At 43.4% G+C, this 24,628-nt stretch carries 22 protein-coding genes and 1 pseudogene; 8 read left to right on the top strand and 15 right to left on the bottom strand.

The window, feature by feature from the left end; translation table 11 throughout:
* Nucleotides 1-2 precede the first annotated feature (2 nt).
* Nucleotides 3-2,237 carry a DUF5666 domain-containing protein gene (locus ND16A_RS08345; protein WP_033077805.1) on the bottom strand — a complete coding sequence of 745 codons (2,235 nt, stop codon included), beginning with the start codon at nt 2,235-2,237 and terminating at the stop codon, nt 3-5.
* A gap of 463 nt (nt 2,238-2,700) precedes the next feature.
* On the opposite strand from ND16A_RS08345, the gene ND16A_RS08340 reads away from it, so the two are divergent.
* Nucleotides 2,701-3,381 (top strand): leucine-rich repeat domain-containing protein, encoded by a 681-nt coding sequence (locus ND16A_RS08340; RefSeq protein WP_152593871.1) that lies wholly within the window; start codon nt 2,701-2,703, stop codon nt 3,379-3,381.
* A 14-nt stretch (nt 3,382-3,395) separates the two neighbouring features.
* Here the strand turns inward: ND16A_RS08340 and ND16A_RS08335 are convergent, their stop codons facing one another.
* The 6 genes from ND16A_RS08335 to ND16A_RS08310 all read right to left on the bottom strand — a co-directional run bounded on the left by ND16A_RS08335 (nt 3,396) and on the right by ND16A_RS08310 (nt 10,187).
* Nucleotides 3,396-4,667, bottom strand: a complete 1,272-nt coding sequence (locus tag ND16A_RS08335) for a hypothetical protein (RefSeq protein WP_033077808.1) — start codon at nt 4,665-4,667, stop codon at nt 3,396-3,398.
* Complete coding sequence (locus tag ND16A_RS08330; protein WP_033077809.1) at nt 4,654-5,526, bottom strand: anti-sigma factor; 873 nt, start codon at nt 5,524-5,526, stop codon at nt 4,654-4,656. The genes ND16A_RS08335 and ND16A_RS08330 overlap by 14 nt, the downstream gene beginning before the upstream one ends.
* Nucleotides 5,511-6,149: an RNA polymerase sigma factor gene (locus ND16A_RS08325; protein WP_052073112.1), complete on the bottom strand. Its 639-nt coding sequence runs from the start codon at nt 6,147-6,149 to the stop codon at nt 5,511-5,513. The genes ND16A_RS08330 and ND16A_RS08325 overlap by 16 nt, the downstream gene beginning before the upstream one ends.
* 54 nt (nt 6,150-6,203) lie before the next feature.
* Complete coding sequence (locus ND16A_RS08320; protein ID WP_152593872.1) at nt 6,204-7,304, bottom strand: hypothetical protein; 1,101 nt, start codon at nt 7,302-7,304, stop codon at nt 6,204-6,206.
* Nucleotides 7,285-8,166 carry a c-type cytochrome domain-containing protein gene (locus ND16A_RS08315; RefSeq protein ID WP_033077811.1) on the bottom strand — a complete coding sequence of 294 codons (882 nt, stop codon included), beginning with the start codon at nt 8,164-8,166 and terminating at the stop codon, nt 7,285-7,287. The genes ND16A_RS08320 and ND16A_RS08315 overlap by 20 nt, the downstream gene beginning before the upstream one ends.
* A 161-nt stretch (nt 8,167-8,327) precedes the next feature.
* A complete protein-coding gene (locus ND16A_RS08310; RefSeq protein WP_033077812.1) occupies nt 8,328-10,187 on the bottom strand; it encodes a hypothetical protein in 1,860 nt (619 codons plus the stop codon).
* A gap of 491 nt (nt 10,188-10,678) precedes the next feature.
* On the opposite strand from ND16A_RS08310, the gene ND16A_RS20640 reads away from it, so the two are divergent.
* The 3 genes and pseudogenes from ND16A_RS20640 to ND16A_RS21505 all read left to right on the top strand — a co-directional run bounded on the left by ND16A_RS20640 (nt 10,679) and on the right by ND16A_RS21505 (nt 11,112).
* Nucleotides 10,679-10,774 carry a MerR family DNA-binding transcriptional regulator gene (locus ND16A_RS20640; protein WP_081945585.1) on the top strand — a complete coding sequence of 32 codons (96 nt, stop codon included), beginning with the start codon at nt 10,679-10,681 and terminating at the stop codon, nt 10,772-10,774.
* Nucleotides 10,775-10,798: 24 nt separating this feature from the next.
* Nucleotides 10,799-10,960, top strand: a pseudogene (locus tag ND16A_RS21500) (permease); the annotation flags it as partial.
* A 2-nt stretch (nt 10,961-10,962) separates the two neighbouring features.
* The gene (locus tag ND16A_RS21505; protein WP_200880836.1) at nt 10,963-11,112 is read left to right on the top strand and encodes a hypothetical protein; all 150 of its coding nucleotides are present in this window, start codon (nt 10,963-10,965) and stop codon (nt 11,110-11,112) included.
* 131 nt (nt 11,113-11,243) lie between these two features.
* On the opposite strand, the gene ND16A_RS08305 is transcribed toward ND16A_RS21505, so the two are convergent.
* Complete coding sequence (locus tag ND16A_RS08305; protein ID WP_033077813.1) at nt 11,244-11,927, bottom strand: rhomboid family intramembrane serine protease; 684 nt, start codon at nt 11,925-11,927, stop codon at nt 11,244-11,246.
* Nucleotides 11,928-12,146: 219 nt separating this feature from the next.
* The gene (locus ND16A_RS08300; RefSeq protein WP_033077814.1) at nt 12,147-13,049 is read right to left on the bottom strand and encodes a LysR substrate-binding domain-containing protein; all 903 of its coding nucleotides are present in this window, start codon (nt 13,047-13,049) and stop codon (nt 12,147-12,149) included.
* A 229-nt stretch (nt 13,050-13,278) separates the two neighbouring features.
* Here ND16A_RS08300 and ND16A_RS08295 point away from each other — a divergent pair, with 229 nt between their 5' ends.
* Nucleotides 13,279-14,034, top strand: a complete 756-nt coding sequence (locus ND16A_RS08295) for an isocitrate lyase/PEP mutase family protein (RefSeq protein ID WP_033077815.1) — start codon at nt 13,279-13,281, stop codon at nt 14,032-14,034.
* A gap of 259 nt (nt 14,035-14,293) precedes the next feature.
* On the opposite strand, the gene ND16A_RS08290 is transcribed toward ND16A_RS08295, so the two are convergent.
* The 3 genes from ND16A_RS08290 to ND16A_RS08280 form a co-directional block, all read right to left on the bottom strand.
* Nucleotides 14,294-17,626, bottom strand: a complete 3,333-nt coding sequence (locus tag ND16A_RS08290) for an efflux RND transporter permease subunit (RefSeq protein WP_033077816.1) — start codon at nt 17,624-17,626, stop codon at nt 14,294-14,296.
* A complete protein-coding gene (locus tag ND16A_RS08285; protein WP_033077817.1) occupies nt 17,626-18,828 on the bottom strand; it encodes an efflux RND transporter periplasmic adaptor subunit in 1,203 nt (400 codons plus the stop codon). Before ND16A_RS08285 ends, ND16A_RS08290 begins: the two co-directional genes overlap by 1 nt.
* Nucleotides 18,829-19,196: 368 nt before the next feature.
* A complete protein-coding gene (locus ND16A_RS08280) occupies nt 19,197-19,784 on the bottom strand; it encodes a TetR/AcrR family transcriptional regulator (RefSeq protein ID WP_033077818.1) in 588 nt (195 codons plus the stop codon).
* Nucleotides 19,785-20,314: 530 nt separating this feature from the next.
* Here ND16A_RS08280 and ND16A_RS08275 point away from each other — a divergent pair.
* Entirely contained in the window at nt 20,315-20,521 is a 207-nt protein-coding gene (locus ND16A_RS08275; protein ID WP_033077819.1) for a cold-shock protein, read from the top strand.
* Between the two features lie 141 nt (nt 20,522-20,662).
* On the opposite strand, the gene ND16A_RS08270 is transcribed toward ND16A_RS08275, so the two are convergent.
* Nucleotides 20,663-22,195 carry a carotenoid oxygenase family protein gene (locus tag ND16A_RS08270; protein WP_033077820.1) on the bottom strand — a complete coding sequence of 511 codons (1,533 nt, stop codon included), beginning with the start codon at nt 22,193-22,195 and terminating at the stop codon, nt 20,663-20,665.
* 51 nt (nt 22,196-22,246) lie between these two features.
* On the bottom strand, nt 22,247-22,678 hold the full coding sequence (locus ND16A_RS08265) for a DUF2141 domain-containing protein (RefSeq protein WP_033077821.1): 432 nt from the start codon (nt 22,676-22,678) through the stop codon (nt 22,247-22,249).
* Between the two features lie 202 nt (nt 22,679-22,880).
* Between ND16A_RS08265 and ND16A_RS20270 the strand changes: the two genes are divergently transcribed.
* Complete coding sequence (locus ND16A_RS20270) at nt 22,881-23,714, top strand: LytTR family DNA-binding domain-containing protein (protein WP_152593873.1); 834 nt, start codon at nt 22,881-22,883, stop codon at nt 23,712-23,714.
* 8 nt (nt 23,715-23,722) lie between these two features.
* The gene (locus tag ND16A_RS08260; protein ID WP_033077822.1) at nt 23,723-24,352 is read left to right on the top strand and encodes a DsbA family protein; all 630 of its coding nucleotides are present in this window, start codon (nt 23,723-23,725) and stop codon (nt 24,350-24,352) included.
* Here the strand turns inward: ND16A_RS08260 and ND16A_RS08255 are convergent.
* Nucleotides 24,349-24,573: a hypothetical protein gene (locus ND16A_RS08255; RefSeq protein WP_033077823.1), complete on the bottom strand. Its 225-nt coding sequence runs from the start codon at nt 24,571-24,573 to the stop codon at nt 24,349-24,351. The genes ND16A_RS08260 and ND16A_RS08255 overlap by 4 nt on opposite strands.
* Nucleotides 24,574-24,628: the final 55 nt, after the last annotated feature.

Here is a 24,628-nt window from a genome sequence, read left to right on the forward strand (position 1 = left end):
GCTTAAGGAGTCATAGTTTCAATTTCGACTTCGTCCGCAATAAATACCTCGCCTTCAAAATTACCCTTTACCTCAAGCTCCATGCCATCGCTGAGTTGCGCAAAAAAATCCTCGCGGCTAACACTAACATCTTCGGCGGTTTCAAAGCGTGTTGTCTCTGTCGTCGCAACCTCGGTGTCGGTTAGGGTGAACGTAAACAGCTCGGAGTTTATCGCACTTACCAAACCGGTTAGCTCAAGCTGGTCGTCATTATCATCGTCATCTTGAATTTCAAGCTCTACTTTAGTCGCAACGAACACACCCTCTACACCCTCTGCGCCCTCGACAAATTCACCGCGCACTTCGACCCGGCCGGTGCTCATCGCCAGTGCCGCCAAAAACTCGGCTTTAGACACCGCTAGCCCATTCTCAAGCTCAAACTCAGACGCGGAACTGATATCGATGTTGATACCAACCACGGTGAAGCTGTCATCGCCAATGTTTTCGGCGATGCCTTCAATTTCCTGGCGAAGATCATCTTCAAATTCTGCCCGGCGGGCAATGAAGTCATCGAGCTGCATTTGGCCTTTAACTTCCAGCATATCGCCTATTTGTAACACTTCGAAGAAGCTGGCTTGACTCAAATCGTCGCCGTCAAGCGGCCTGAATTCTGTCATCGCATTAGTGTTGATGGTTTTACCAAAGATAACAAAGCTAAGGGACTCGATGTCTATGCTAGTTACCGGACCGGTAAGTTCTGGCCGGTTATGTTGCTCCAGTCCTTCGTCTTCTAACTCGACCTCAACCGCCACAAATACCTCGTTGTCCTCGTTGTCAAAGTTGCCTTTAACCTTGATAACCATGCCATCGACGAGCTGGGCAAAAAATTCGTCGCGGCTAGCGTCAACGTCATCGGCGATTTCAAATTCGGTGGTTGCCGTGGTAGCCACCGGTATACCCGCAACCGAAAAGGTGAACAGCTCGCTGTCGATATCACTGACCAAACCGGTGATGCGGTCTAAATCGTCTTCACCGTTGTCATCATCTTCATCCTCACGAACAATTCTGGTGGCAATGTTGTCACCATCGGCATTGCTAAATCCTTTCACCTCAACAAAATCGCCAACGCTGAGTTGGCTAAAATTAAAGAAGCGTTCATCGGCATCCGATTTGTCGTCCATCCGAGTTAGATCGGTAACGCTAAAGGTCACCCCCAATACGACAATGGTGTTATTGGTCGCATCTATCGCCTCGATGACGCCATCGACTTCAACTTCCAAGTCGTCTTCAATTTCAACTTCACTGGCAACAAGCACATTGTCGTCATTAAATTGACCTTCTACTTCGACATTGACATTATTGCCCAACTGGGTTGAATCGCCGTTTTCAATTTCGGTTTGACTATTGGTGGTCACGTTAATGCCGTTAACCATAAACTCAGTGGCTGAGACAAAATCCGTAATTAGCCCTTTAATTTCAGCGTGAGAGTCTGGTTCGTCGTTATGGGTAATAAGTTTTACCTTATCAACCTGCAGGGTGTCATCGGTTAAATTGGTTAACAGGCCTTTTACTTTCACCTGCTGGCCATCGGCTAAGTCCGCAGCGGTGAAGTCATCAAACTCTGCCTCGGCATAGTTGATGAGTAAATTCGATAAGCTGAACGTTTGTGCCACGGTGTCTAAATTATTGACAAAGCCTTTAATACTGATTTCATTATCTTCATCGTCGAGCTCAATCCGCGTTGCCACTAATTGCTCGGTGTCATTGAAAAAACCGTTAACTTCAACGAAATCGCCCATTTCTAAAGTTTCCGGGCTAGTGTTTTCAAAAAAAGTTAGTTCATTAAAAAGAATGATTTGGCCGTGCACGGCAATGTAGCTGTCCATCAGGTTTATTTCATCGATAAACCCTTTTAACTCGGCGCTATATTCTATGCTACTGGCGGTACCTGTGTTGGGGGCATCAATATTCACACTGCCCGACAAGGTTACTATCATCCCCACCGACAAGTCGTTTTCGGAGAGGCTGTTATCGTCATCGTCAGAAATTGAACTCGCCTCAGTTTCATATTCAACCCCGTTAACAATAACACTGCCAAAACCGCTGATCTCACCCACGGTGGTGATATCTGTTGTTGTCGGCGGTTCTTCAGGTGGTGGCTCCGGCGAACTCGAGGAGGAATCGTTACAGGATACAATTAGTACCGTAAATAGCAGCATAAACAAGGGGTAAATTATTCTGGGAATTTTTATAATCATGTTACATCTCCATAGGAAAATTATCGGTGGCAGAAGCTCCAAATATCTAACAGCTAGAAGTATAGTGCGATTTTTGTACAATTTCCTTCGTCGGCGAGGAAAATTTTGCAAAATATTCACCTGTGATTGAGGTTACTCCTGGCGATGGTGCAGCAACCGAAAAGTTTAAATTTTGCCTGAGGCAAAACCTGTTAAAAACTCACCTCGAACACAGTAATAGTCAAACCGAAGTTAAACCTTTGAGAAAAAAGCATAAATTCAGTAAATTTGCCGTTACCGCTGACCGTAACTCCGAGACTAGGCTACTCTTAATCGCATTCATTCGCGGTAATGGCAGACATTTGGCGTAGGTAAAGTGCGCATCTGAGAAAACCCACAGTTGATAAATAAGTATCAGTTTTCTACTATACTTTTAGAATAAATCTACCGTACTTTTAGAGTAACTCTACCGTGTGAACTGATAATGACCACCTTGAAGGAGAAATTTATTCGCCAGTTTTTATCGTTAATGCTGTCTATCATCGCCGCTTATTTGTCGCAACAGGTTGTGGCAGCAGAATTTATGAGTGAGGTAACAGCTAAAGACAAAGCCCTGGTATTGTGCATCAATGAACTTGCCACTAAAAATAACTGGCAAGGTATCAATGATGTAAAAATAATAAAATGCCACGGTAAGGGGATAAAGCAGTTAACCGGCTTAGCCATTTTTGCCAACCTGGAAGAACTGTCGCTGTTTAATAATGACTTGCGAGCTGTCGACCTTCGTCCGTTTAAACAGTTAAAAAACGTCAATATTTCCAATAATAAACTTAAAAAAATCCAGCTCTCTAATTTAGCGAACCTGCACACCCTCTATTTGTTTAAAAATCAATTAACCACGATTGATTTCTCGGGATTAAGCCAGTTAAAAAAACTACGGATCACCAATAATAAACTGCATCAGGTTGATATTTCTGAACTTGTGTCATTAGAGAAAGCCTATTTTTTTGATAATAAACTTGAAGATTTATCGCTACGCGGGTTAGCCAAGCTTAATTTCATCGAGCTGCGGCAAAACCCTATGCCTGATGAAGTATACGATCGCTACGATGCCTTAGAGGGCATAACCATCATTCATGATGGCAATGCCGATGATTGGAAATAACCGCACTAGCGAGCTTATATGTTGAAGGCGATTGAGGCAAACCAACTATTTAAATCATAATTCGCCCGAGAGAAGTAGGGTATGCCATCATTGCTGCGGTAATCGGCATATACCAGTTTTAATTCCCACTTACGGCTGAATCGATAACCCAACTCAAGATCAATTTCAGCACCAATATTGTCACTGTTGCTGTAATTATCAAAATGGTGATAAACAATACGCCAATTCAGTTTGTTTGCCCGGCCTCGATAAGTGATGTACTTATCCCTTAGCCCCGTTTGCATACCATAGCCGGCAAAAACATCGGCCCAGCCTTGAAATTTATGATTTGTCGCTAATGGGGTTTGAAAGCTGTTGTAGTCATCTTGAGAGAGGATCTCCTGGCTAATATCGAGACGATGACTCTTGTATTGCAGCCCGAATTCAAACAGGCTGTACCAGGCGTGATAATTTGTCAGGTTGTTGGCGCTATCATTTTGATGGGCATACTCGAGTACATAACGGTATTTTATTTTACCGGGTTTGAATTCATCTCTTATTCGAACGCCTGTGGTTGCGGTGGAAAATAACGGTTGCTCCCGGTTATCTATATAATAATGATAACCAATGATAGTTAAATCATTTTCAGTTTTGTATTCTATATTCAGTAAATGGCTGTCTAACTTATGTTCACCCAGTTCGCTTGCTGGCCGCTGTTCGAGCAGACCGAAGCGAACATCGTCTTTTGGCAACTTATGATTCGAGTCCTGACCAAAAATGCGATGGACTTTATTGCTATACAGGTATTGAATGTTAATATTTTGCTGATTGTTATATTGCAACTTCAGCGCATCGAAACTTTGCGGTGTTTGCCAAAATTCAACCGCACCTACCATACGTTCGTTATCAAAACTGATACTTTGCCGGCCGAGACTGGCGCTCCAATAATTATTGCTGTCATAGTGAACAAAGCCCTGAGTGAGGTTGAAGCCGTCCGGATCGGGAATTGGTGAAGTAAACCGAGTTACAGTAACCGAGTTATAATCTTCTTCATTGAAGGCATAAACATAATTGGGCTTTAGTAATAATTGCCATTGTGCCGCTTCGTCCAGTTCAAACCGTGAGGTTAAGGTAAACCGGCTGGTGAATGCTTGGGCATCACCTAGCAGGTCATCGCCTACCGATTGATATCGGGTGCGCATAGCAAAATCATGTTCACCGGCGATTTCCACAAATTCTGTGGCAACAGTGGTTAAGCTAAAACCTGATAACAGCAATAAGGAGAGAATTATTTTATGCTTTGGCATTGTTGTCCCATTCGGTTAAACGTACACATAAACCGCGGGAAACAATTTGTTCACTTGGTTCGCCAATGGCAGAGCCGCCAAATTCTTCAATGGTAACCATCAGAGAATGAGAATCTTTAATCAATCGCCATTGGGCGACAGAGAGCTGCTGTTCAATCAGTGCTTGCTGGTCTGGGATAATCCCTAAACTGCGAGCTTCACCATCTGTTTTTGATAGCACCCATAGTTCAAATGATTGTTCTGTAGTTATCTCAGGACCGCCAATCATATTGACAATGAGCGTTCTTGATTCGCCATAGGTGCTGGCAACCAAATGAGCTTGTTGGCTGTGATCAGTGAGTACCGCCACATATGAGAGCGGGTCTTTATTTTGACTGCCGACGAAGGATTGATAGCCTACATAAGAGAGTAACAGGATGAACAATACCGACAATACGGGGGAAAAATTCGAGCGGCGAGCAATCAGCATGGAAAAAAGTTGATTGCTAACCTTGGTTACTTTCTGCCAAACCCCAAGAGATTCCGTCTCATTGTTTAAGCGGTTTTTTTGAGCTTGTTGCTTAGTCGGTATAACCTGCGCGCTAGCTTCTGGTTTGTCTGCAATCTTGGCATCCTCAAGAGCCAACTGCTGGCTGATCTTCTGCCAATTATCTTTAGCGGCAGGCAGCAACGGAGTATGTATGTCTAAAGTGATCAAGCGGTTTTGCCAAAACTCAATGCGTTGCGCGAGGGCCTGGTTATCGCATAGCAAATGTTCGACCCGCCGATGCACTCGGGGCGGCAGTAAACCTAGCAGGTATTGGCTAGCTAAATGTTCAATCACCTCTGTGCGGTTATATCGGTTTAATTGTTTAAGCATGATAGCAACCTCCCCAAGCCTCGGCGGATCCAAGATTTTATGGTGTTTATCGGGGTGTTGAAATAAGTCGAAATTTCATTGCGACTATAACCATATAAATAGGCCATTAAAATGGATTGTCGTTGATTGGATTCTAATTGATTCAAACAATAATCAAGGGAGTCATTCTCATAGGGCGTTAACTGCGCATTTATGGTCGCAGTATTTTCCTTGTTAAGTTCAAATTCATTAAATTCGATGGTCTGATCTTGGCACCGGCATTTGTCATAGCGCAAACGGTCATAAGCCCGATAACGGACAATACTGACTAACCAGGTGAAAGCCTGACTTTTATCGGCGTGATATCGATGGCGGTTTTGCCATATTTGAATAAACGCTTCTTGCAAGACTTCATTGGCACTGTCGATATTGCCGATGATGCGAAAAGCAATGCCGTTTAAACGGTGCGCACTGAGCAGGTAAAGTTGCTGAAAAGCGTGTTGGTCATCAGTTTTACACTGTACCAACAAGTGGGTTAATTCACTTCCCAGAGATTCAGGTAAGGCCTTTTTGCACTCAGTTGCCTGGTCTGTTGTTTCAGACCACGACTTATCTGACGATTCTTTGTCTAAGTGCAAAGGCATTTCTTTCACCAACGATAGTTTTTATGCATGCTGTTATAACTATAACAACTGCGGTTAAAAATAAAAGTGACTTTGGATAAATACAAGATCATAATTTTGCTCCGGCAATTGTGGAATGTCCTCCTTTTTTCTCAGACCAAAACGTAACTGCAAATGTGAAATCGGTGTGTACTCAGCCACCACAGAATAACGGGTTTGCTGGTTTTCACTTACGTCCCGGTCAGGGTCGAAATATTCAGCGGTTAGTTTAATATTAACGCCTTGCCGCCATTGATAGTTTACTTCTAACAAGGATGCGAGTTGTTCAATATCCTCACCATTAACAGTGTTTGCCTGTTCCAGATTAATTAAATCGGCCTCGGCCAGAAAAGTAAAATCACGCCACTGCAGCCCGCTATATAAATTAACCATGGTGGTTTGTTGATCGCCATCATTTAAGGCAAACGATGCGCCAGCCCGAAACTTGCTGAACAGATGCTCAACCCGCATTCCATATAAAAAGGCATCATCATCATTGCTCGCCTGGCTGGTGCCGTTGCTGATATAAAAATTGACAGTGGTGTTGGTGTAATCAATTGAGAATTCAACGCCATTATCTGAATTATCAAAATTCATCCCGGTTGCCTGGCGAATAAAGGCGCTATCATCTTCAATACGCATGCCATAGGGGACAAAAAACGTTCCGGCTTTGATATAATATCTCTGGTCAAATTGATACATAGCATAAGCTTCGCGATTGATTGCCGTGCCTGGCGCAACTTGCTGGTCCAGATAAAATGATAAACCTGAGTTAGGGATAGCGATATTCAGATAAAGTTGTGCATTGCTTAATTCGAACGTTTTTTCAGTGTTATCATCATCATCGTTTTGGCCAATGGCATTGAAACGCGCATCAGCACCTAAGGTGAACAACTGGCTAAGTTGAGCTATGGCTTTACTGTCATAATCAATAGTCTTCGCCGGTAATAGTGACTGCCCGTAGTTTCTGCCAAATTCATTACGTAAACCACCACCATTGGGATTTACATGGCAAGCCATGCATTTTAAATTGGTTTTGTAGGCCAGGTATGGCTCGGCCGAGCTGTTAAAGCTGAGACCAATGGCCATGGTACATAATAGGGTAACGATTGTTCGCTTAATAAGATGTCTGTTCATAGTTAAATGCTCCGCCGTTAATTCCATTATAGTCACCATCGAGCAATTGACCATGGGCTGAGTGAATTGAGGATATGTTGTTGTTATTTAACTCGATACTGAGTTGCACCTTAGCTTGCTGCACTGGTGCCGGTAGTGCCAAAGCATTGGCAACATCAAGGGTAACGACTAAAATATTATCTGCCGCTTGGCTCAGGGTAAATTCATCACTATTGAGTAATTTTTGCTGCTCAGCAGTGGTTAAAGTGATGGCAACCTGTTCAGTGGTTAACGTGGAAAAATTCATTGCCCGGTTAAACCAAAATGAAAGCTCAAGACGGCCTGGCTCTGCTGTTGAGCCTGATTTAAGTTGCGGCAAACCGGTGCTCTTTGACATAACCCGGGTGATCACGGTGGGGGTTAACAGCGACTCTGGCGCTTGCGCTCCTAGCTCAATCCATTCTTTTATTGCCTGGATTTCCTCCTCGGCCAGCGGCGGTTGTCCTAACGGCATTCTGGCACCAGCCAGATTGTTGCCGGTAACTTTTAAATACAAGTAGGATTGCTCTGCATCACCGGGTAACACCCGTTTAAACAGCGGGTTGGCTGAGTCAACATTGATTAAATTTGCGAGAGATTGTTCAGTACTTGATAAATTTAATCCTGCGGCAGGATTGGCACCACCATGACAGGTAGAGCATACTGGGCTGAACACATGTTGTTGAATCGAACTTAAGTCGGCAGTAATCCCGGTGCCTGGATCTACCGGCGGGTCTGTCGGAATTTCTTCTATTGGCCGACCTTGATCGTTAAGTCCGTCGCCATCGCCGGCACCGCAGGCAGAAAGAAAAATGAGCAGCAAACTAATAATGTAAGATTTCATCAGTAATTACCTTATTGTTAGATGTTATTAGGTTAGATGTTATTAGGCATATTTGTTTAAAGAGGATAAACACGGATGGGAGCAGGTTCCCATCCGTCATCATGGTTAAGATGATCGTTTATCGACCCGGCTTAAGTCGGGCAATGGTCCAACTACCGACTCTAAGGCATCGCTCCCATATCAATCCATTCTTTTATCGCCTGCATTTGCTCGGCGGACAGCGGGGGCCCTCCAAACGGCATTTGAGCACCAGCCTGCGAGTCGCCGGTAACTTTCAAGTACAAGTAGGATTGTGCTGAATCCATAGGTAATACCCGTTTAAATTGCGCGTTGCCAACTGCGTCAACATCGACTAAATTTGCTAATGATTCTGCAACACTTGATAAATTCATCATTCCCTGAGGAGTGGGGCCGTTATTATGACAACCAGAGCATATTGGCGTGAACACATTGTCTTGAATCCAAGTAATGTTGGCATTAGGATTTACTGGCGGAGGCGGTTCTACTGGCGCCATCATCTCAATCCATTCTTTTATCGCCTGAATTTCCTCATTGGGCAGCGGGTCTTGCATAAACGGCATTCTTTCACCTGCCTGAGGGTCGCCGGTAACTTTTAAGTACAAATAGGATTGCATGGCATCGCTCGGTAACACCCGTTTAAATAGCATGTTGTTGGCATCAACGTTGACTAAACTTGCTAATGATTGTTCAACACTTGATAAATCCATTCCTGCCGCAGGAGTGGCGCCGCCATGACAGCCAGAGCATTTTGGCGTGAACACACGTTGTTGAATGGTATCAATGTCGGGACTAATCTCTGGAAAAATTAAATGCCAGACCCCACCAAGACCATCGCCATTAATTTCACCACGATTCATATCACCTATGAAAAAATACAATGGCATGCCCTTATAGGCCCATTGGTCGGTGCCATTGGCCCGGGTAAAGCGGGTAAAATCGCCGATATCCATTTCGCCTTCATCAGGAACAAACGCCGGCCAGTTAGCCAGACAATCATTCTCATCCAGACAGTTTGACATCTCATCGCCGTCGGGATCAAAGGTGTAGAGGGAGAAACCGTCTTTATCCATCGCCGTGGCTTCGCCACCGACCGACATCAGTACATTGACCAAGCCTGTGGCTGACAGTGAGCGGCCATTGTCGGTAGTTCTTTGTATGGCAGGCTCTAACGTAGCGGTATGCCAAACATCGTTAACTTCATCGCCATTAACGTCACCGGCGTTAATGTCATTGAGAAAGAAATACAATGGTTTGCCTTTAAAGCTCCATTGCATATTGCCATTTCCAACATCAACAATGCTGAGTGGCGGCATCGCTGTTGCGCCAGCATCGGCTAACAGTGGTGGCCAAAAATTGATACAGTCACCGCTACAAACTGAACCATCTAATGGATCGGGGTCGAAGGTATAAAGGGTAAAGTCGTGCTTATCGGCGCGCATAGAGGTGAGAACCCCATCGCTATCGCTTACGGTTAATATGGTTTCGAAACCAACATAGGTGGGTAGTTGATTGATAGTCGTTACTGCTACCGGCATACGGCGGGCTAAATGCCAAATACCACCTAAGCCATCACCCAAAATATCACCCTGACTGACATCCTCATAATAGTGATATAACGGTTGACCATACATAGCCCATTGATTGTCGCCACCGGTACGGGTAATTATGGTGAAAACGTCATTGGCCTGGGCACCACTTCCGGCAAGCAACGGCGGCCATTTCCCGGCACAGGATTCCAAGTCATCCACAGTACCTTCACAAGTGGAGGTATCCATAGTGTCATTATCGAAGGTATACAAAGACAGCCCGGATGCCGCTAATACTAATGAACCATTATCATTGACCACCATGCTGGTCGGTTTTTCTACCTGGGTGGGGAAACTGGCCATTGGCGGGGGGGGCTCTACATAGGTGTCATCATCATCATCATCATCATGTCCACAGGCACTAAGCCAGAAAATACTGATGGCGATAAGCAGCCAAAATTTTATTGTATTCATTTTTACATCCTCTCAGGTGGATTTAATAAATGTTTCGATAACCACTACTGTTTCGATAACAATTACGTTCATTAAGTAATACGCTCGCTGGAGTTAAATAGTTGCAGCGAAGCATGAATTTATTGCTCCTGTGTTTTTGCCAACTGTGATGTTAGTTAAGTTTGAAAGTTAAATTTGAAAATTAGCGGACGGGCCATTGGTTTGTGACATAGTGACTCCCTCCCAATTCAAATCCGTTATTGGAAAGATTAACTACTACGATATGAAAAACTGAAAACTGCAGGACGACGACAAGCCAGCATCCTTGACCTTGAAATATCGGTTAACCCTTATATACGTTGGCATTATTTATAGTTGAAACTCTGAATTTTGCAAGTATGGACAAAAAATACTCTGGTTATTTTACTCTCGCTAAAAATAACGATTGACCTTAGACTTTACTCTAAGGTCTATACTTGCAGACCATAAATGACGGTGTGAAGGATTTAGTGATGAAAATTGGTGAATTAGCAAAGAAATCAGGGCTTTCGGCCCATACTTTACGGTTCTATGAAAAGCAGGGGCTTGAGCATTATGGAATTGATTAACAACTTTATGCTGTTATTTACCGAATCGGCACACCAATGCCTTTATGCTCTTGTTCTGTTATCCCTACTGCCATGGGCATTCGCCGCGCCGGGGCGAGTAAAGCCAGTACTGCAAGTTTTATGGTAGCCACACCTGAAACCGGTGTTGATTCTATCGGGGTTACTTTTGCTCTTATGGGGCCGCTTTAGTGTTTATGCTTACTGGGCCGGCAACGAATATTGCTACCTTGATGGTGGTAAAAAATGAATTAGCCATAGTGCTTGCCGCTTTAATCGTTTGGCAATTTGGGCAAAAGTTAAAGTCGTTAAGGGGGCCAGCGCCTGTGATAGCAAGTTGATTACATGAAAAAGTAGACCACATACTCAATCAAGTTGGTATGAAAAGTCATTAATTGATAGCAACGGTGATAGCCTTGTTCGGCACTGGCTTGAGCACGGCAGTACTGCCTCTATTGGCTTTGGTCTGATATTAATCGTCGTATCGGGACTTCCATTGCTCAGCTACCATGGACTTTTCTTCATTCCCCTGGTCATGGTTGAGCTCAGCGTCTTCATCTTCTTGCCCCTCCCAAGAGTATACTTTGCGTTTAGGTTTGGGATCCCAATGACGAAAGACTAGTGCACAAAATGCACCACTGAGCGCACCAAATAAATGGTATTCAAAGGAAATCCATTGTTCACGCGGCAATATCGAAAGCAACATGCCGCCATACATATAAAAGGCTACCATCATCAGTGCGCTAGAGCGTTTGTCGCGGCGCAATATACCGCTGATAAACAGGTAGAAGAACATGCCATGGGCTAAACCACTTGCACCGAGATGGTAACTTTCTCGGCCAAACAACCAAACACCCAGGCCAGAGACAATCCAGATAATGGCCAGCGTCCACCAGCGCGATTTGGGGTAGCCATAAAGAAGAAAGCTGCCCAATAGCAATATTGGCAGGGTATTACTAATGACATGTTGCCAAGAGCCGTGTATCAGTGGCCCGGTAACAATGCCGATAATCCCGGACGCAGTAAGAGGGTAGACCCCCAGTTGCTGGAAGTTCAGACCAAACATCATCTCACACAGCTTTAGCCACCAGAGTACTAAAACGAAAATGGTGCTGATAGCGATACTGTTTTGCAGCGAAGGGGTTTGCTCAGTCATCTAATAGATCTTGGGATAAGTTAAATCTTTTCAAGGGCCTAAGTTTATACCAAGTTGATTAAATATCTGCTCATTTTTAATGGTTAAAACGAATAACTACGGCTTTATAAAATTGATAAGTAGAATAACTACTTACTAAATTTTATGCATTGTATTTATCCGTTTTCCCTCATGAAAAAGTAGAACACATACTTAATCAAATTGGTATTAGTAATATTTTTAGTGATTCATTTCTGCTTTTAACCAGGCGATAAAAATGTCTAACCTAGCTCTCTTCGCTGAATTGGTATCAAACACTAAAAAGCGTTTTACCGTTAACGGGTGTTTGACCTGAATTGGAATCACCAGTGTTCCAGCCTCAAGGTATTGTGCATATAAAAATTCGGCCGCCAGGGTAAAACCATGGCCGCTCAACACGGCACTCAAGGCGATGTCGGTACTAAATACTTCGGTCCATTGTTGATGGTCTTGATAGTTTTTCACTCCCGCATGTTTGAACCAGGCGTCCCAGCCAAACGGACCCGGCTTCTCCAGACTTACCAGCCAAGTCTTTAAGATATCTTGTGGCGTGTTGAAGTCCATTTCTTGTGCGAGCTTAACTGAGCAAACCGGATAAACATCATCTTCACCAAAATATTCGCATTGTAAATCGTCATGGGTTGCTATATTAGTATCACTGCCAAAGCGAACGGCGAGGTCGATATGATTTTGTTTCAGGTTTTCAAAACGGTTTGAAGAGAGCACACGAATTTTGATTTGTGGATATTGTTGTGAAAATTTATGCAGTTTTGGCATTAACCACATCGATGAGAATGATGGCGTTGAGGTAATGGTTAAATTGCCGGCAATGCCCTCACGCTGAATATTGTTGAACGCACTGGTTAAGGTGTTAAACGCTTGTTGGGTTGCTTGGTGCAACTTAAGCCCATTTTCAGTTAACAGCATTTGTCGGCCCTGGCGGGAGAATAGTTTGCTGCCTAAGGCCGTTTCTAATTGCCGCATTTGCTGACTCACTGCCGCCTGAGACAGGCAAAGCTCTGCTGCCGCTTTACTGTAACTTTGGTGGCAAGCAGCACGGTCAAAAGTGCGCAAATTGTTTAACTGTCTTAATTTCTTGTCCATAGGTAGTGACCATCGCTGGCGCCCAGAAAATGTTGATGGCCGAATTATAACTCAATTAGCCACAGTAATATAAGCCCAGCTTATATTACTGTTCAATAACTATTGTTGGCTTTGCCAGTAGAATCAACGCAATATTGGCACAACATAGTGACGAACTAGTGGCGAACAAAGAGATAACAATCGACTTGTTATCCGCCCGGGATAATCAAATTAGAATCAAGGTTAAAACATGAATTTCAAAAATTTACACCAACAAAATACGCCTTTAGTCATTTGCAATGTTTGGGATGCTGTCAGTGCCAAGAGCGCAGAAAAACTGAATTTTAACGCCATTGGTACCTCGAGTGCGGCAATCGCAACCATGCTAGGTTATGAAGACGGTGAACAAATGAGCTTTGCCGAGTTAGTGTATATAGTAGAAAGAATTCTCGCTTCAACATCACTTCCTCTAACCGTCGACATAGAAGCTGGCTTTAGTCGAAAGCCGGCAGAAATTGCCACCCATATAAAGACACTCGCCGATTTAGGGGTGGTGGGGATTAACATTGAAGATAGTATTGTCAGCAATGAGCGGGTGTTACACAATGCCACCGATTTTGCCAAAGATTTAGCGGAGATCAAACAGCAGCTAGTCGAAAACGAGGTGAATATATTTATCAATGTCAGGACCGATCCGTTTTTATTAGGACATGCTAACGCCTTGGCCGAAACTAAAGAGCGCATTAAACTTTATGAGTCAGCGGATATTGATGGTATTTTTGTGCCGTGCATCACCAATGAAAGCGATATCCTGAATGTGGTTAATCATACAAAACTGCCGGTGAATGTGATGTGTATGCCAGATTTACCCGACTTTAACACGCTGGAAAAATTAAACGTCAAACGCATTAGCATGGGCAATTTTATCTTTGATAACTTGTCCGGCAGTTTTGAAAATACCTTAAGCGCTATTGTCGAGTCGCAATCGTTCAATCCGGTGTTTTAGCCTAGGAATAATTGGATACTTAAAATAGTCGATCAAGCTTTATATACATTCCCGAAGGGGAACTCATCTGTTGTATATATGAGTGACTCAATGACCAGATCATTATACGGATTGGCATTAATTGTGTAGGCAGGGCATTCACTGTTGAAATAACATTATCGAAACCAATACAAACGACACCTTAATAGGTGCCGTTTGATTTGAGAATAATTTGGCCGCAATATCAAATAACTACTTTTTTCAATCTGAAATTTATCGACTAAGCAGCAGTCTGTAACGGTTGTTGCTCAGCCTCTGATTGCTGCTCTTCAGGCTCAGATATCATAAAACTCAGTATGACAGGCACTAAAATCAGGGTGAATATGGTCGAGACCACCAGGCCACCCAGCACTACTGCACCCAATCCTCGGTAAAGTTCACTACCAGCTCCCGGCATTAATACCAGCGGCAGCATACCGCCCACTGACGTTAACGTTGACATCATAATCGGGCGCACCCGGCTTTCCACGGAATCGCGAATTGCCTGGCGTGGCGTTAATGTGCTGTTTTTTAAAATATTCAACGTTTGATGGACGATTAATATGGCATTATTGACCACAACGCCGGCCAATATCACAAAGCCTAAAATGGTGAGTACATCTAAGTTTTGAATTGGCGTGTACCTGTCCATGACACTGGCCCAATGTACGGTGGATAAACCGATGAATCCGCCCAGTGTTGCTAATGGCACAGTTATCATGATCACCAGTGGGTACTTCCAGTTTTGAAATAATACCACCATCACCAAATACACCACTAACATCGCTAAAAAGAAGCTTGAAGCCAACATGCCACTGAGCGAGCCATCACCGAGTAGGGCGGTTTTAATATCATTTAGCTTTCCGGCGCTACCGGCAAGATTCACTTCTACCAGGGGAGAAATAGCGCCGCTGCTGCGCAGCTCTTCAACCATACTATTGATGGCGGCAATTGCTTGCTCTAACGGCATACCAGCAGGCGGAGTAAACTGTAACGTCACCGCACGTTGGCGAGACACGTGTTTGATCTGATCGACACTTTGGCCGCGCTCTAGTACGGCCAGCGATTGTAAATCAACCACTTGACCTTCAGGAGTCGCTATCGGGGTTTGTAACAGCGCATCAATCGGGAAGTCAGTTTGTTGGGCATTACTGACAATTTTAATGTCTTTTAGCTCACCACCAATTTCAAAACCATTCATTAAAATGATGCCGTCGCCATTAGCTTGTACCGCCAAGCCTAAATCACGACGGGTCATATCTAACTCTGCCAGCCTTTCATCGATTGGTTTAATGGCAAGTTCTGGTGTTGGTAACAAAAAGTTCGCCGGTTCTGGTAAGGTGGCATAGGGACCATAGTCGCCGATTAATTTAAACAATAAGGCCATTGCCCCTTGGGTAATTTGCGGCAAATCATCACCTACCAGATCAATTTGTATGGCTGAGCCGGTGGTACCACCGGTATTAAACAGTGGGAACTGAAACGCAAAGCCGATCACATCTGGCGCATTCACCCCCATTAAGGTTTGATTGAGTAAATCCACCGCGTCGACAGTTTTTGACGCGTCCAGAGGGATCATGCCGTGTAGTATTTGACCGCCCATCGCCACTAAAAAATAATGATCGATCGCTGGCGCTTTAATGACTGAACCGTCCATTAAGTGAACATCGGGACGATTATCTTCGGTAGATAACGGGCCATTACGTAATTTGCTTTCGGCGCTAAATCGGTCACCGGAGATTTCCCAGGCCGGACGCAGTTTTTGTTCGATACGATCGCCAATTTCTGATACTTGGTTTAAGTTATAACCCGGCGGCGGCACCATAAAACCAAAGGCAAAGTTGCGATTACCTTTGGGCAAGTAATCCATCGGCGGGATCAAAATTGCAATGCCAACTAATGTCACTATGGCAAAGCTGGCAATGACCATCAGTCGCTGCTTGGTACTGCCTGATATCTTATATACCAAACTACTGATTTGCTTCGGCAGTTTACTCGCGGTTGCTGAAATTCGGTTCAATAAGGGGTTATTAATATTGACCTGTTTGCTGTCGGCGCGTGCGCGTAATAAGTGCGCGCCAGCAACCGGTATGACTAACACCGAAACAATAAAGCTGATAAACACCGCCGCCATAATGGCTAATGAAATATCTCTGAATAACTGGCCGGCGCTATCGCTGATGGTTAAAATTGGAATAAACACCACCAAAGTCGTCAGCGTTGAGGCAAATACCGCTCCTGCCACTTCTTGAGTGCCTTCGACACTGGCTTTTAATGGTTTTTTACCCATTTCTAAATGGCGGAAGATATTTTCAATGACCACAATGGCGTTATCCACCACCATGCCAACCGCAAAGGCCATACCGGCCAAAGACACGATGTTAATGGAGCGTCCTAATGCCACCAATACCACGATAGAGCCGACCATAGAGATGGGAATAGCAATGGCAATTACGCCGATGGTACGTAATGAGCGTAAAAATAATAACAAGGTGAATACCGCTAACAGACCACCAATCAAGATGTTGCTTTGCACTAAATCAATGGCATTTTCCACATATGTTGATGAATCCCAGGTCTGCACCAGTTCAAAGGTACCGGCAAGACCAAGTTTTTTCGCGTGCTGTTCCAGCAAACCGCCCGGTGAATTTAATTTAGCAAATTCAACCTTAAGCGCTGCCATGGTTTCTAACATATTGGCGCCATTGGCTAACTGAAAGTTGAAAAATGGCATTTTCACCCCACGGGCACGCACCCAGTCGGTCATTTCTTTGTAGGTTTCCACCACTGTCGCCACATCTTTCAGATAAACCGGACCGTTTGCATCTCGGCGCAGCACGGTATTTGCCACCGTTTCAGCGTCGCTAAAGCGGCCCATCGCCCGTACCCGAATATCATTTTTACCGTCCGGTAATTTTCCACCAGAGTAATTGCTATTGGTCAGTTGAATGGCATCTACTAGTTGCGAGTAACTAATGCCGTAATTGGCTAAACGGGTTGAATCAAAACGAATCTGAAGCTCGCGTTCTCGTGCCCCCATAATGCCCACCTTTGAGATCCCTTCTATGTTTTCCAAACGTGGACGTAAACGTCTTTCCATAAAGTCATAAAGGGAAGTGTTATCAAAGTTGGGATCGGTTGCCGCTAAACCCACCCAGGCGATGTAATCAACCGACATCGGGTCAACGCCTTCAACGGTTGGTTCACTGACACCATTCGGGTAGGCCGGTACTTCATTGAGTTTTTGTACCACTTGCGCTTGCGCTTTGGCAATATCGGTACCGGTGGCAAACTCTAAACGAATTTGTGCCGCCGACGTTTGACTGATACTGGTCATCGAAATTAAACCGTTTACATCGGAGAGTACTTTTTCTTGTTCGGCAACCACATCCGATTCAATTTCCTCTGGCGAGGCGTTTTCCCAAAATGTACGTACACTTACCACTACGGAGTCGACCGTAGGCGTCATTTGTACCGGTACTTGGTTAAACGCCAAGATGCCGGCGAGGACCGATAAAATTACGCCGACAATGACACTAATCGGCTGATTTACTGCCGTTTCTACCATTTTCATTACAAGGCTCCACTTTCTGTGGAACTAATAGATGCATCGGCAATACCAGCATTTGTATCAACTTCAACACTATCAACACTATCAACAACAGCAACAACCGGTCCCGGCATGAGTCGTTCGTTGCCTTCGGTGATCACTTTATCGTCGACGGCTAATTGCGGACTGATTACTGCTGCAATGTTACCTTGATGAAATAACACCGATACCGGTACTGGCGCGGCCATTTGTTTATCACCAGAACTCGTCACTTTATATACCAGGTTATTACTGCCACGTTGTACTATCGCGTCTTTGGGTACGGTCAAATATTGTGACTTATCACCCTCAGGCAACCAGGCACTTACTGACATACCCGGCATTAATTGGGAAGATTCAACCTGGCTTACCACCTTGAAGGTACGGGCGCGGCTATCGACATTGCGCAATATGCTAATGTTGGAACCATTAAGCATTTTGCCACCGACATTTAAGCCTACGTTCTTTGGCGCTGTGCGAATGTGCTGAGCAAATCGTTCAGGAACATCTAACCAGGCTTCAAGTTTGCCTTGTGAGGTTAAAGTTAAAGCATTATCGCCAGCACCTAGCCATTGGCCAGGTTCAGCCTGTCTTTGCGTTATTTGACCGTTGAACGGTGCTTTGATCGTCATATCGGCTAACCGCACTTCAATAAATCGCAATTGCGCCTGTAACGCTTTTATCGCTTCTTGAGCGGCTAATTCATTTGCCTTTCCAGCTAAAGCCGCGGCTTTACTTTGGCGTAATCTCTGCTCAGAGATGGCATTTTTGCTCGCCGACTGTTTATAAGCGGTAAAGTCGGCTTCTGCTAAGTCAAATTCTGCTTGCGCTAATGCATGTTTGGCCTCGGCTAATGCGTATTCTGCCACCAGGCGAGATTTTTCAGCCAGCATTTTTCGGTTGTCGATTTGCAGTAACGGTTGGCCAACGGTCACTGTGTCACCTTCGTTGACAAATACTTTCGTCACAATACCGGCTTCGGCTGAGGCTATGCGGGTTTGGCTATGTGCTTTTAACGTACCGGTTACACGTTTATGAGCTTGTAACTCTTGTTCTGTCACCGTTGAAAATCGTACCACTTGATTGGCTGACACCGCCGTTGAGAAAAATACAATAGTAACACTGGCAATACCAATAATAGCCAATGCAGATGCTTTGATTGAGTTTAAAAATGAATGTTGACGCAAGGCGTTCCCCTGATAATATACTTTAAAATATTAGACCAGTCGTCTAGTGGCGGTATTTTCGATCTTTTTTGCGATAGATGCAAGCTATCCGTTATGCAATTTTTGTAAGAAATTGTTAATTTAGTTATAAAGAGGGGTTATTAAGTGGTTGCTAAGTCGTTGTAAAGCGCCTGTTGATTTGGAGTTGATTTAATCTGATTTGAAGGGGGAGATATAGAGAGCTGGAAGCTGCACATAATGTTATCTTCCAAGTTGATTAAATATCGGCTCATTTTTAATCAAATCGGTATTGCTGCATTAAAATCAAAGACATTGATTTGCTAAAAATATTAGCCTTAAAATTTGCAGTCTGGAGATGGCCAGCCAGTTTATTGTTCAACCAATAAAAAGTTAAATATGATCTCAACAAAATCATCATAGGCCTGGGTACTATTGTCCACCTGCATTTGAATGGCGGCGCCATTGCTGGCATTAAATAAAAAACTCGCCATTTTCTTCGCATCGATATGACTGGCAAGTTCTTTTTCTGCTTGCGCTTCATTGATAACCTGGGCGAATTGTGCGTTCATAGAATCTTGTGAGTACTTTAACGCGCCACGCATTGACTCGCTCAGCTTTGATTGCTCTAAAGCCAGCTTAGGTATCAAACATTGGCAATTAATGCCTTCTTCTTCATGGAATCGTTGAATACGAGCAAAAAAGTTTTTGACTCGAGTGAGTGGGGTGGACTTTCTGTCACGAAATATCTCGCGCATGAACTCGGTGTTTTCATCCGTTGCACGTTCTATTAATGCCATGCCAAAATCTTCTTTTGACTTGAAATAATGATAAAAAGAACCTTTGGGCACGCCAGCGCTAGCTAATATTTCTTTAAGGCCACATCCGTTATAACTCTTTTCAATGATGAGGGCATGGCCGGCAGCCAAAATCATCTCTCGGGTATCTTGTTTAACCATTTTACTATCTCGGATAATGTCAAAATGTTACTTAATCGCCCATTATTGGACCAGTCGTCTCAAATGTCAATTTTTCAACTGATTTATATTTATCCCAAGTTCTACTCTTCGCCGGCAACATTTACCAATGTGGCGCTAAGTAACACTATAAAAGGTAAGTAAAGTGTTTCGGGCAGACTCTTATAATACCAATCTACATCAGTATAAAGTTAACTAGGTGCTGATGCAGCGAGAGATGATTGTTAATATGACGTATTTGTAATGATAATATTTGCAATATCAGGGGGATATTAAGTGTTAATAGCAGCTACAGAACAAAATTTAACTAATTTATAACATAAAAGTTATTGATTAATAATTTGGAATCGTTATAATCCTCCCAGCTTGAAAGTTCTACCTATATTTATGTACACCATTTCGTCGTTGCTATTAAGCACTTCGTCCTGTTTGATAAGTGATAGTTTGCTTCCAACTACTTGGTCTTTCATAAGAAAGGCTTTAAATTACTTTTTATTAAATAGGATATTATTATGTCTAACACTACTGGTACAGTTAAATGGTTCAACGAAGCTAAAGGTTTTGGTTTTATCGAGCAAGAAAATGGTCCTGACGTTTTCGCTCACTTCCGCGCTATCGTTGGTGACGGTTTCAAAACTTTAGCTGAAGGCCAAAAAGTTGAGTTCACTGTAACTCAAGGTCAAAAAGGTCCTCAAGCAGAGAACATCAAACCTTTATAATTAATTGTTCTGGTTCTAGCAACCAAAAAACAATTAAGAATTAAGAGTTAAGAAAAAGGTAAGACACTGTCTTACCTTTTTTTATGCCTGTGTTTCAGCAAGTCCATGAGGGAACATTGTTCAAATAACTCTTTGATTAAGTTACGCCGCGTTAAAATTACCATGAAAGCCTAATGGTAAATGATGGCTTAACCAAGCTCTGGCAATTGGTCCATCGGCTATATTTTCAACCTTAAAAATGTTCAGACAAGTGCGCTTGCTTGGTACATGCAATGCGGTGCCAATTAAGTAACCCGTGCCTTCTTTGTTTTTCGGGCAAACGCTGATGTGTTCTTCCACCAAAAAGTCTTTGCCAAAATCGTACTTATCCTGTTTGCCACTATCTACATTCAAACTGCAAACACTGTCACTCCAAAGACTGTTATTGCTGGATGACAGGTGATAGACATACTGATTTCTGCTGCCAACCAGATAGTCACATATCCGTGGAAATTCACTGTTGATCGCAAGCAGGCTGTGACTGGCGCTGCCATTGGGCTTTAACGTAAACATTGCCATTTGGGCATCGACATTGGCGGCAGACATCTTGCCTTGCATCACGTTAGATAAATTATGCAATACATCGATACTGGGGTATAAGCTGGCGTCAAAATGTATGGTGCCATCACGCTCTTCCCAGGCATTACCATAATGAAAGGCAAAGCCAGCGGGCAGCTCATACTGCTTAGTCATGGTTAAATCACTCTTACTCACCACCAGCACTCGCATTGGCAGGGTTTTATCAAAGCCAATGCGAGAGAAGAATCCTTGCTGGTTGTTGCTGGTTGAGCGGCTTGTGGTTAATGATGGCAAAATCAACAGCAGGTGTTTGTCGGTGATTAAAAAATCGTGCAGCATGCCGCCTCGATATTTTGCATCGACAATTTTGACATTTTTCACTTGTCCATTGGCGGATAAATGATAGAGCACAATATGGCCGCTTGGGTTTAAGCCAAAATTCCAAATATCGCCATTGGCTGCAATTTTCGGGTGAGCCGAAAACGGCAGGCCTTTCAGGCTAGTACCATATTTACTTTGCTCACCTAATACGATTTGTTGTTGATAGTCTAAGGTTTGACTATTTACCCTGGTAGCAGAGCCACCTTCCCATAAAGCCCAAAGATCATCACCAACCGGAATCACGTTGGTATTGGCGGTATTTATCATATCAGCGCTAGATACGGGTAACGGCGCGTTTAGTTTGGTATCCGGAGCCGAGTATAAAAAACGCTGTGCTTGTTGTTCTTGTTGAAATTTAGGGGTATTAATGAACTTACCCTGATGGTGTATTTTAGCATTTTCAATATGAAAGCTTTGTAACATACCATCACCTTCGAATAAGTGCTGATAGCGTTGCTCGGCGCGCTCGTGTTTGCCCGGGCCATTGCGATAAAATGTACCATTTAGATCACTTGGTATGCTGCCTTCAATAGTTAACGCTTGTGGCGCAAAGTTTTGTTCGACATTGGCAAAGCCAATTAAATCGGGATTTTCTGCTAGCGCCCGATTAAATAAGTCTTTGTAATTCACCACAAGATTTTGCGTTGGCGTTGCCATCGCTTGAAAGGGGGAATTGATCAACATCGAACCAAGGCCCAATGCCCCCATGCCTTTTAATAACTCTCTGCGCTGCATATTATTTCTCCTGCTAGATTTCTACATTTTGCTGTTCAAATAGACTTAAAATTAATAAATCACCGTACTTTCATTGACAACCTTGCTGACATCATCGCTAACAGAGAATTTTATTTGCTGATAACTTACCGGACCAAAATTGGGTTTGGCGTTATTGGAAAAACCATAGCCCTCTACCGGCATGCCAAACAGATTGGTTTCCAATTTACCGTTGTTGTTTTGGTCGTGGAAAAAGCGCAAGGCATAGTCACCTTTATCTAAGTTTTTAAAGCTTATGCTGGCTTTACCGTTTTTGGCTTTGGTGATAGTAGCCGATTCGGCGTTGCCGTTTTGGTAATTTTCTTCACCCTTAAATATTTGCACATAGAGTTTGCTGGAATCGTCATTGACGCCGTCAATGTTAAATTCAACTTCACCTGCATATGTTGTCGTCGTTAGTAGTAAAGACGTAATCGTGGCGAAAAGTAATGTTGTGCTGTTCATAATAAATCCTTAAATAATTGGTTAACGTAACGTTCGCGATTACTAAACTCGTAGTTATTGTTTGGCTATTGTTTAACTAAAAAGTGATTAGCAATTGCGTCGTGTTGAAAAGACGATAGAATGGAAAAATTAAAATAAACAGCTGAGTTTCGCGAATGTCTTTAAACAATTCGTAAAATGCTCAATTTTGGACCATGTACCGTTGACGAATCGTGAAATAAACCATAAAAATCAACCGATAAGAGCCTTGATCACGAAAGAGGAATTCGTTCATGACTTGCTTACCGTGTTGGTGGTTGGCATCTTGCTAGGCTTTCTGGCACCGTTTGGGATGAATGAAGTACCGTTATTTTTGGCGATCTTTTATTGGGTAGTCACCTGTACCTGTGGCTATTTTATTTATATGCCTTGTAATCAATTAAGTGAGCGCTACTTAGTTAAATTAGTGCCAAATCATTGGGGCAGATTGATTATAACAATGATTGTCGCCAGTGTTTTAATGAGTTTTTTCGTGCCTTTCTCGGTGTGGTTGTTTTTTGATATTACGATAAATTATCCGCAACAATTTTGGCAAGTCTTGCCAAAGGCTATTATTATCGGTGGCATTTTAACCTTTATCGGCATCGTTAAAGATTATATCAACCGGCAAAATGCTAAACTGAGCAAATCAGCACAGCTGATAGATCAACAGCTGCAAGAAAGTAGCAGTCAAGATGAACTGCAACTGCAAAAATTTATGGCGGAGCTGCCCGTGGAAAAACGGGGAAAATTGCTCTGTTTGGAAATGTCTGATCACTATTTGAAAGTCTATACCGATAAAGGCCACCATTTAATATTGATGCGGTTTAAGGATGCGTTAGCATTATTAAGTGGCTATCAGGGTCTACAAACACATCGTTCCTGGTGGGTGGCTATCGAGGCGATAGCAAAAGTTCATAAAGATGGGCGCAAAACTTATTTAGAATTAGCCAATGAATTGCAAGTCCCGGTTTCCAAAACTTATGCTGAGGCAGTAAAAGCTGCTGATATTCATTAATCTTGAAGATGAACAATGTTAAATTAATTTACGTCTATGACCCGATGTGCAGTTGGTGCTGGGGTTATCGTCCGACGTGGCAAACGTTACAGAATGAACTCAAAGGCATTGTTGATACTGAATATCGCCTGGGCGGCTTAGCGCCAGATTCAGATGCACCAATGCCGGAAGAAATGCAATTATTTTTACAGCAAACCTGGCAGAAAATTTCTAATTATTTAGGCAGTGAGTTTAACTTTGATTTTTGGAAGAAGTGCCAGCCAAGACGTTCTACCTATCCAGCCTGTCGGGCAGCATTAATTGCTCGGGACCATGGGCTTGAGCAACAAATGTACTTCGCCATCCAACAAGCCTATTACCTGCAAGCGCAAAATCCATCAGAAACAGCGGCCCTGAGCAGTATTGCTAACTCTCTTGGTATTGATAAAGCGAAATTTAAACAGGACTTGCATAGTATTGAATTTAAAAACCGGTTAGAACAAGAAATTCGCACGGCAAGAGCGCTGCCGATTAACGGCTTTCCTTCCTTAGTCCTTGCCATTAACGGGCAACATTTCCCAGTGCCAGTTGACTATGAACACTGGCAAGCGAGTTATCAAGCGATAAGGCAACTCATTGCAAAGCATAGAGCTGATTAGTTACCAAAAAAATCTTGCAATTCATGCATGGTTGGTTGGTGCCGAAACACTAATTTACCGTCGACAAAAATATTGGGTGAGTGTTTAATGTTGTATTCATTGACCAGTTCAGGATGCATCTCTACATAATCAATATGGTAATTAACCCCAACATTTTTCAGCTCGCACTCTAGATTTGGGATACAAAAATCGGTTTGCGTGACCAATAGCTGAACGTCCATGAAAGCTCCTCAAATTTACGGTATGTTTTATAAGTATAGTGTTCAACTAAAAATA

This window comes from Thalassotalea sp. ND16A, from assembly GCF_000764205.1.
Classification (GTDB): Bacteria; Pseudomonadota; Gammaproteobacteria; order Enterobacterales; family Alteromonadaceae; genus Thalassotalea_A.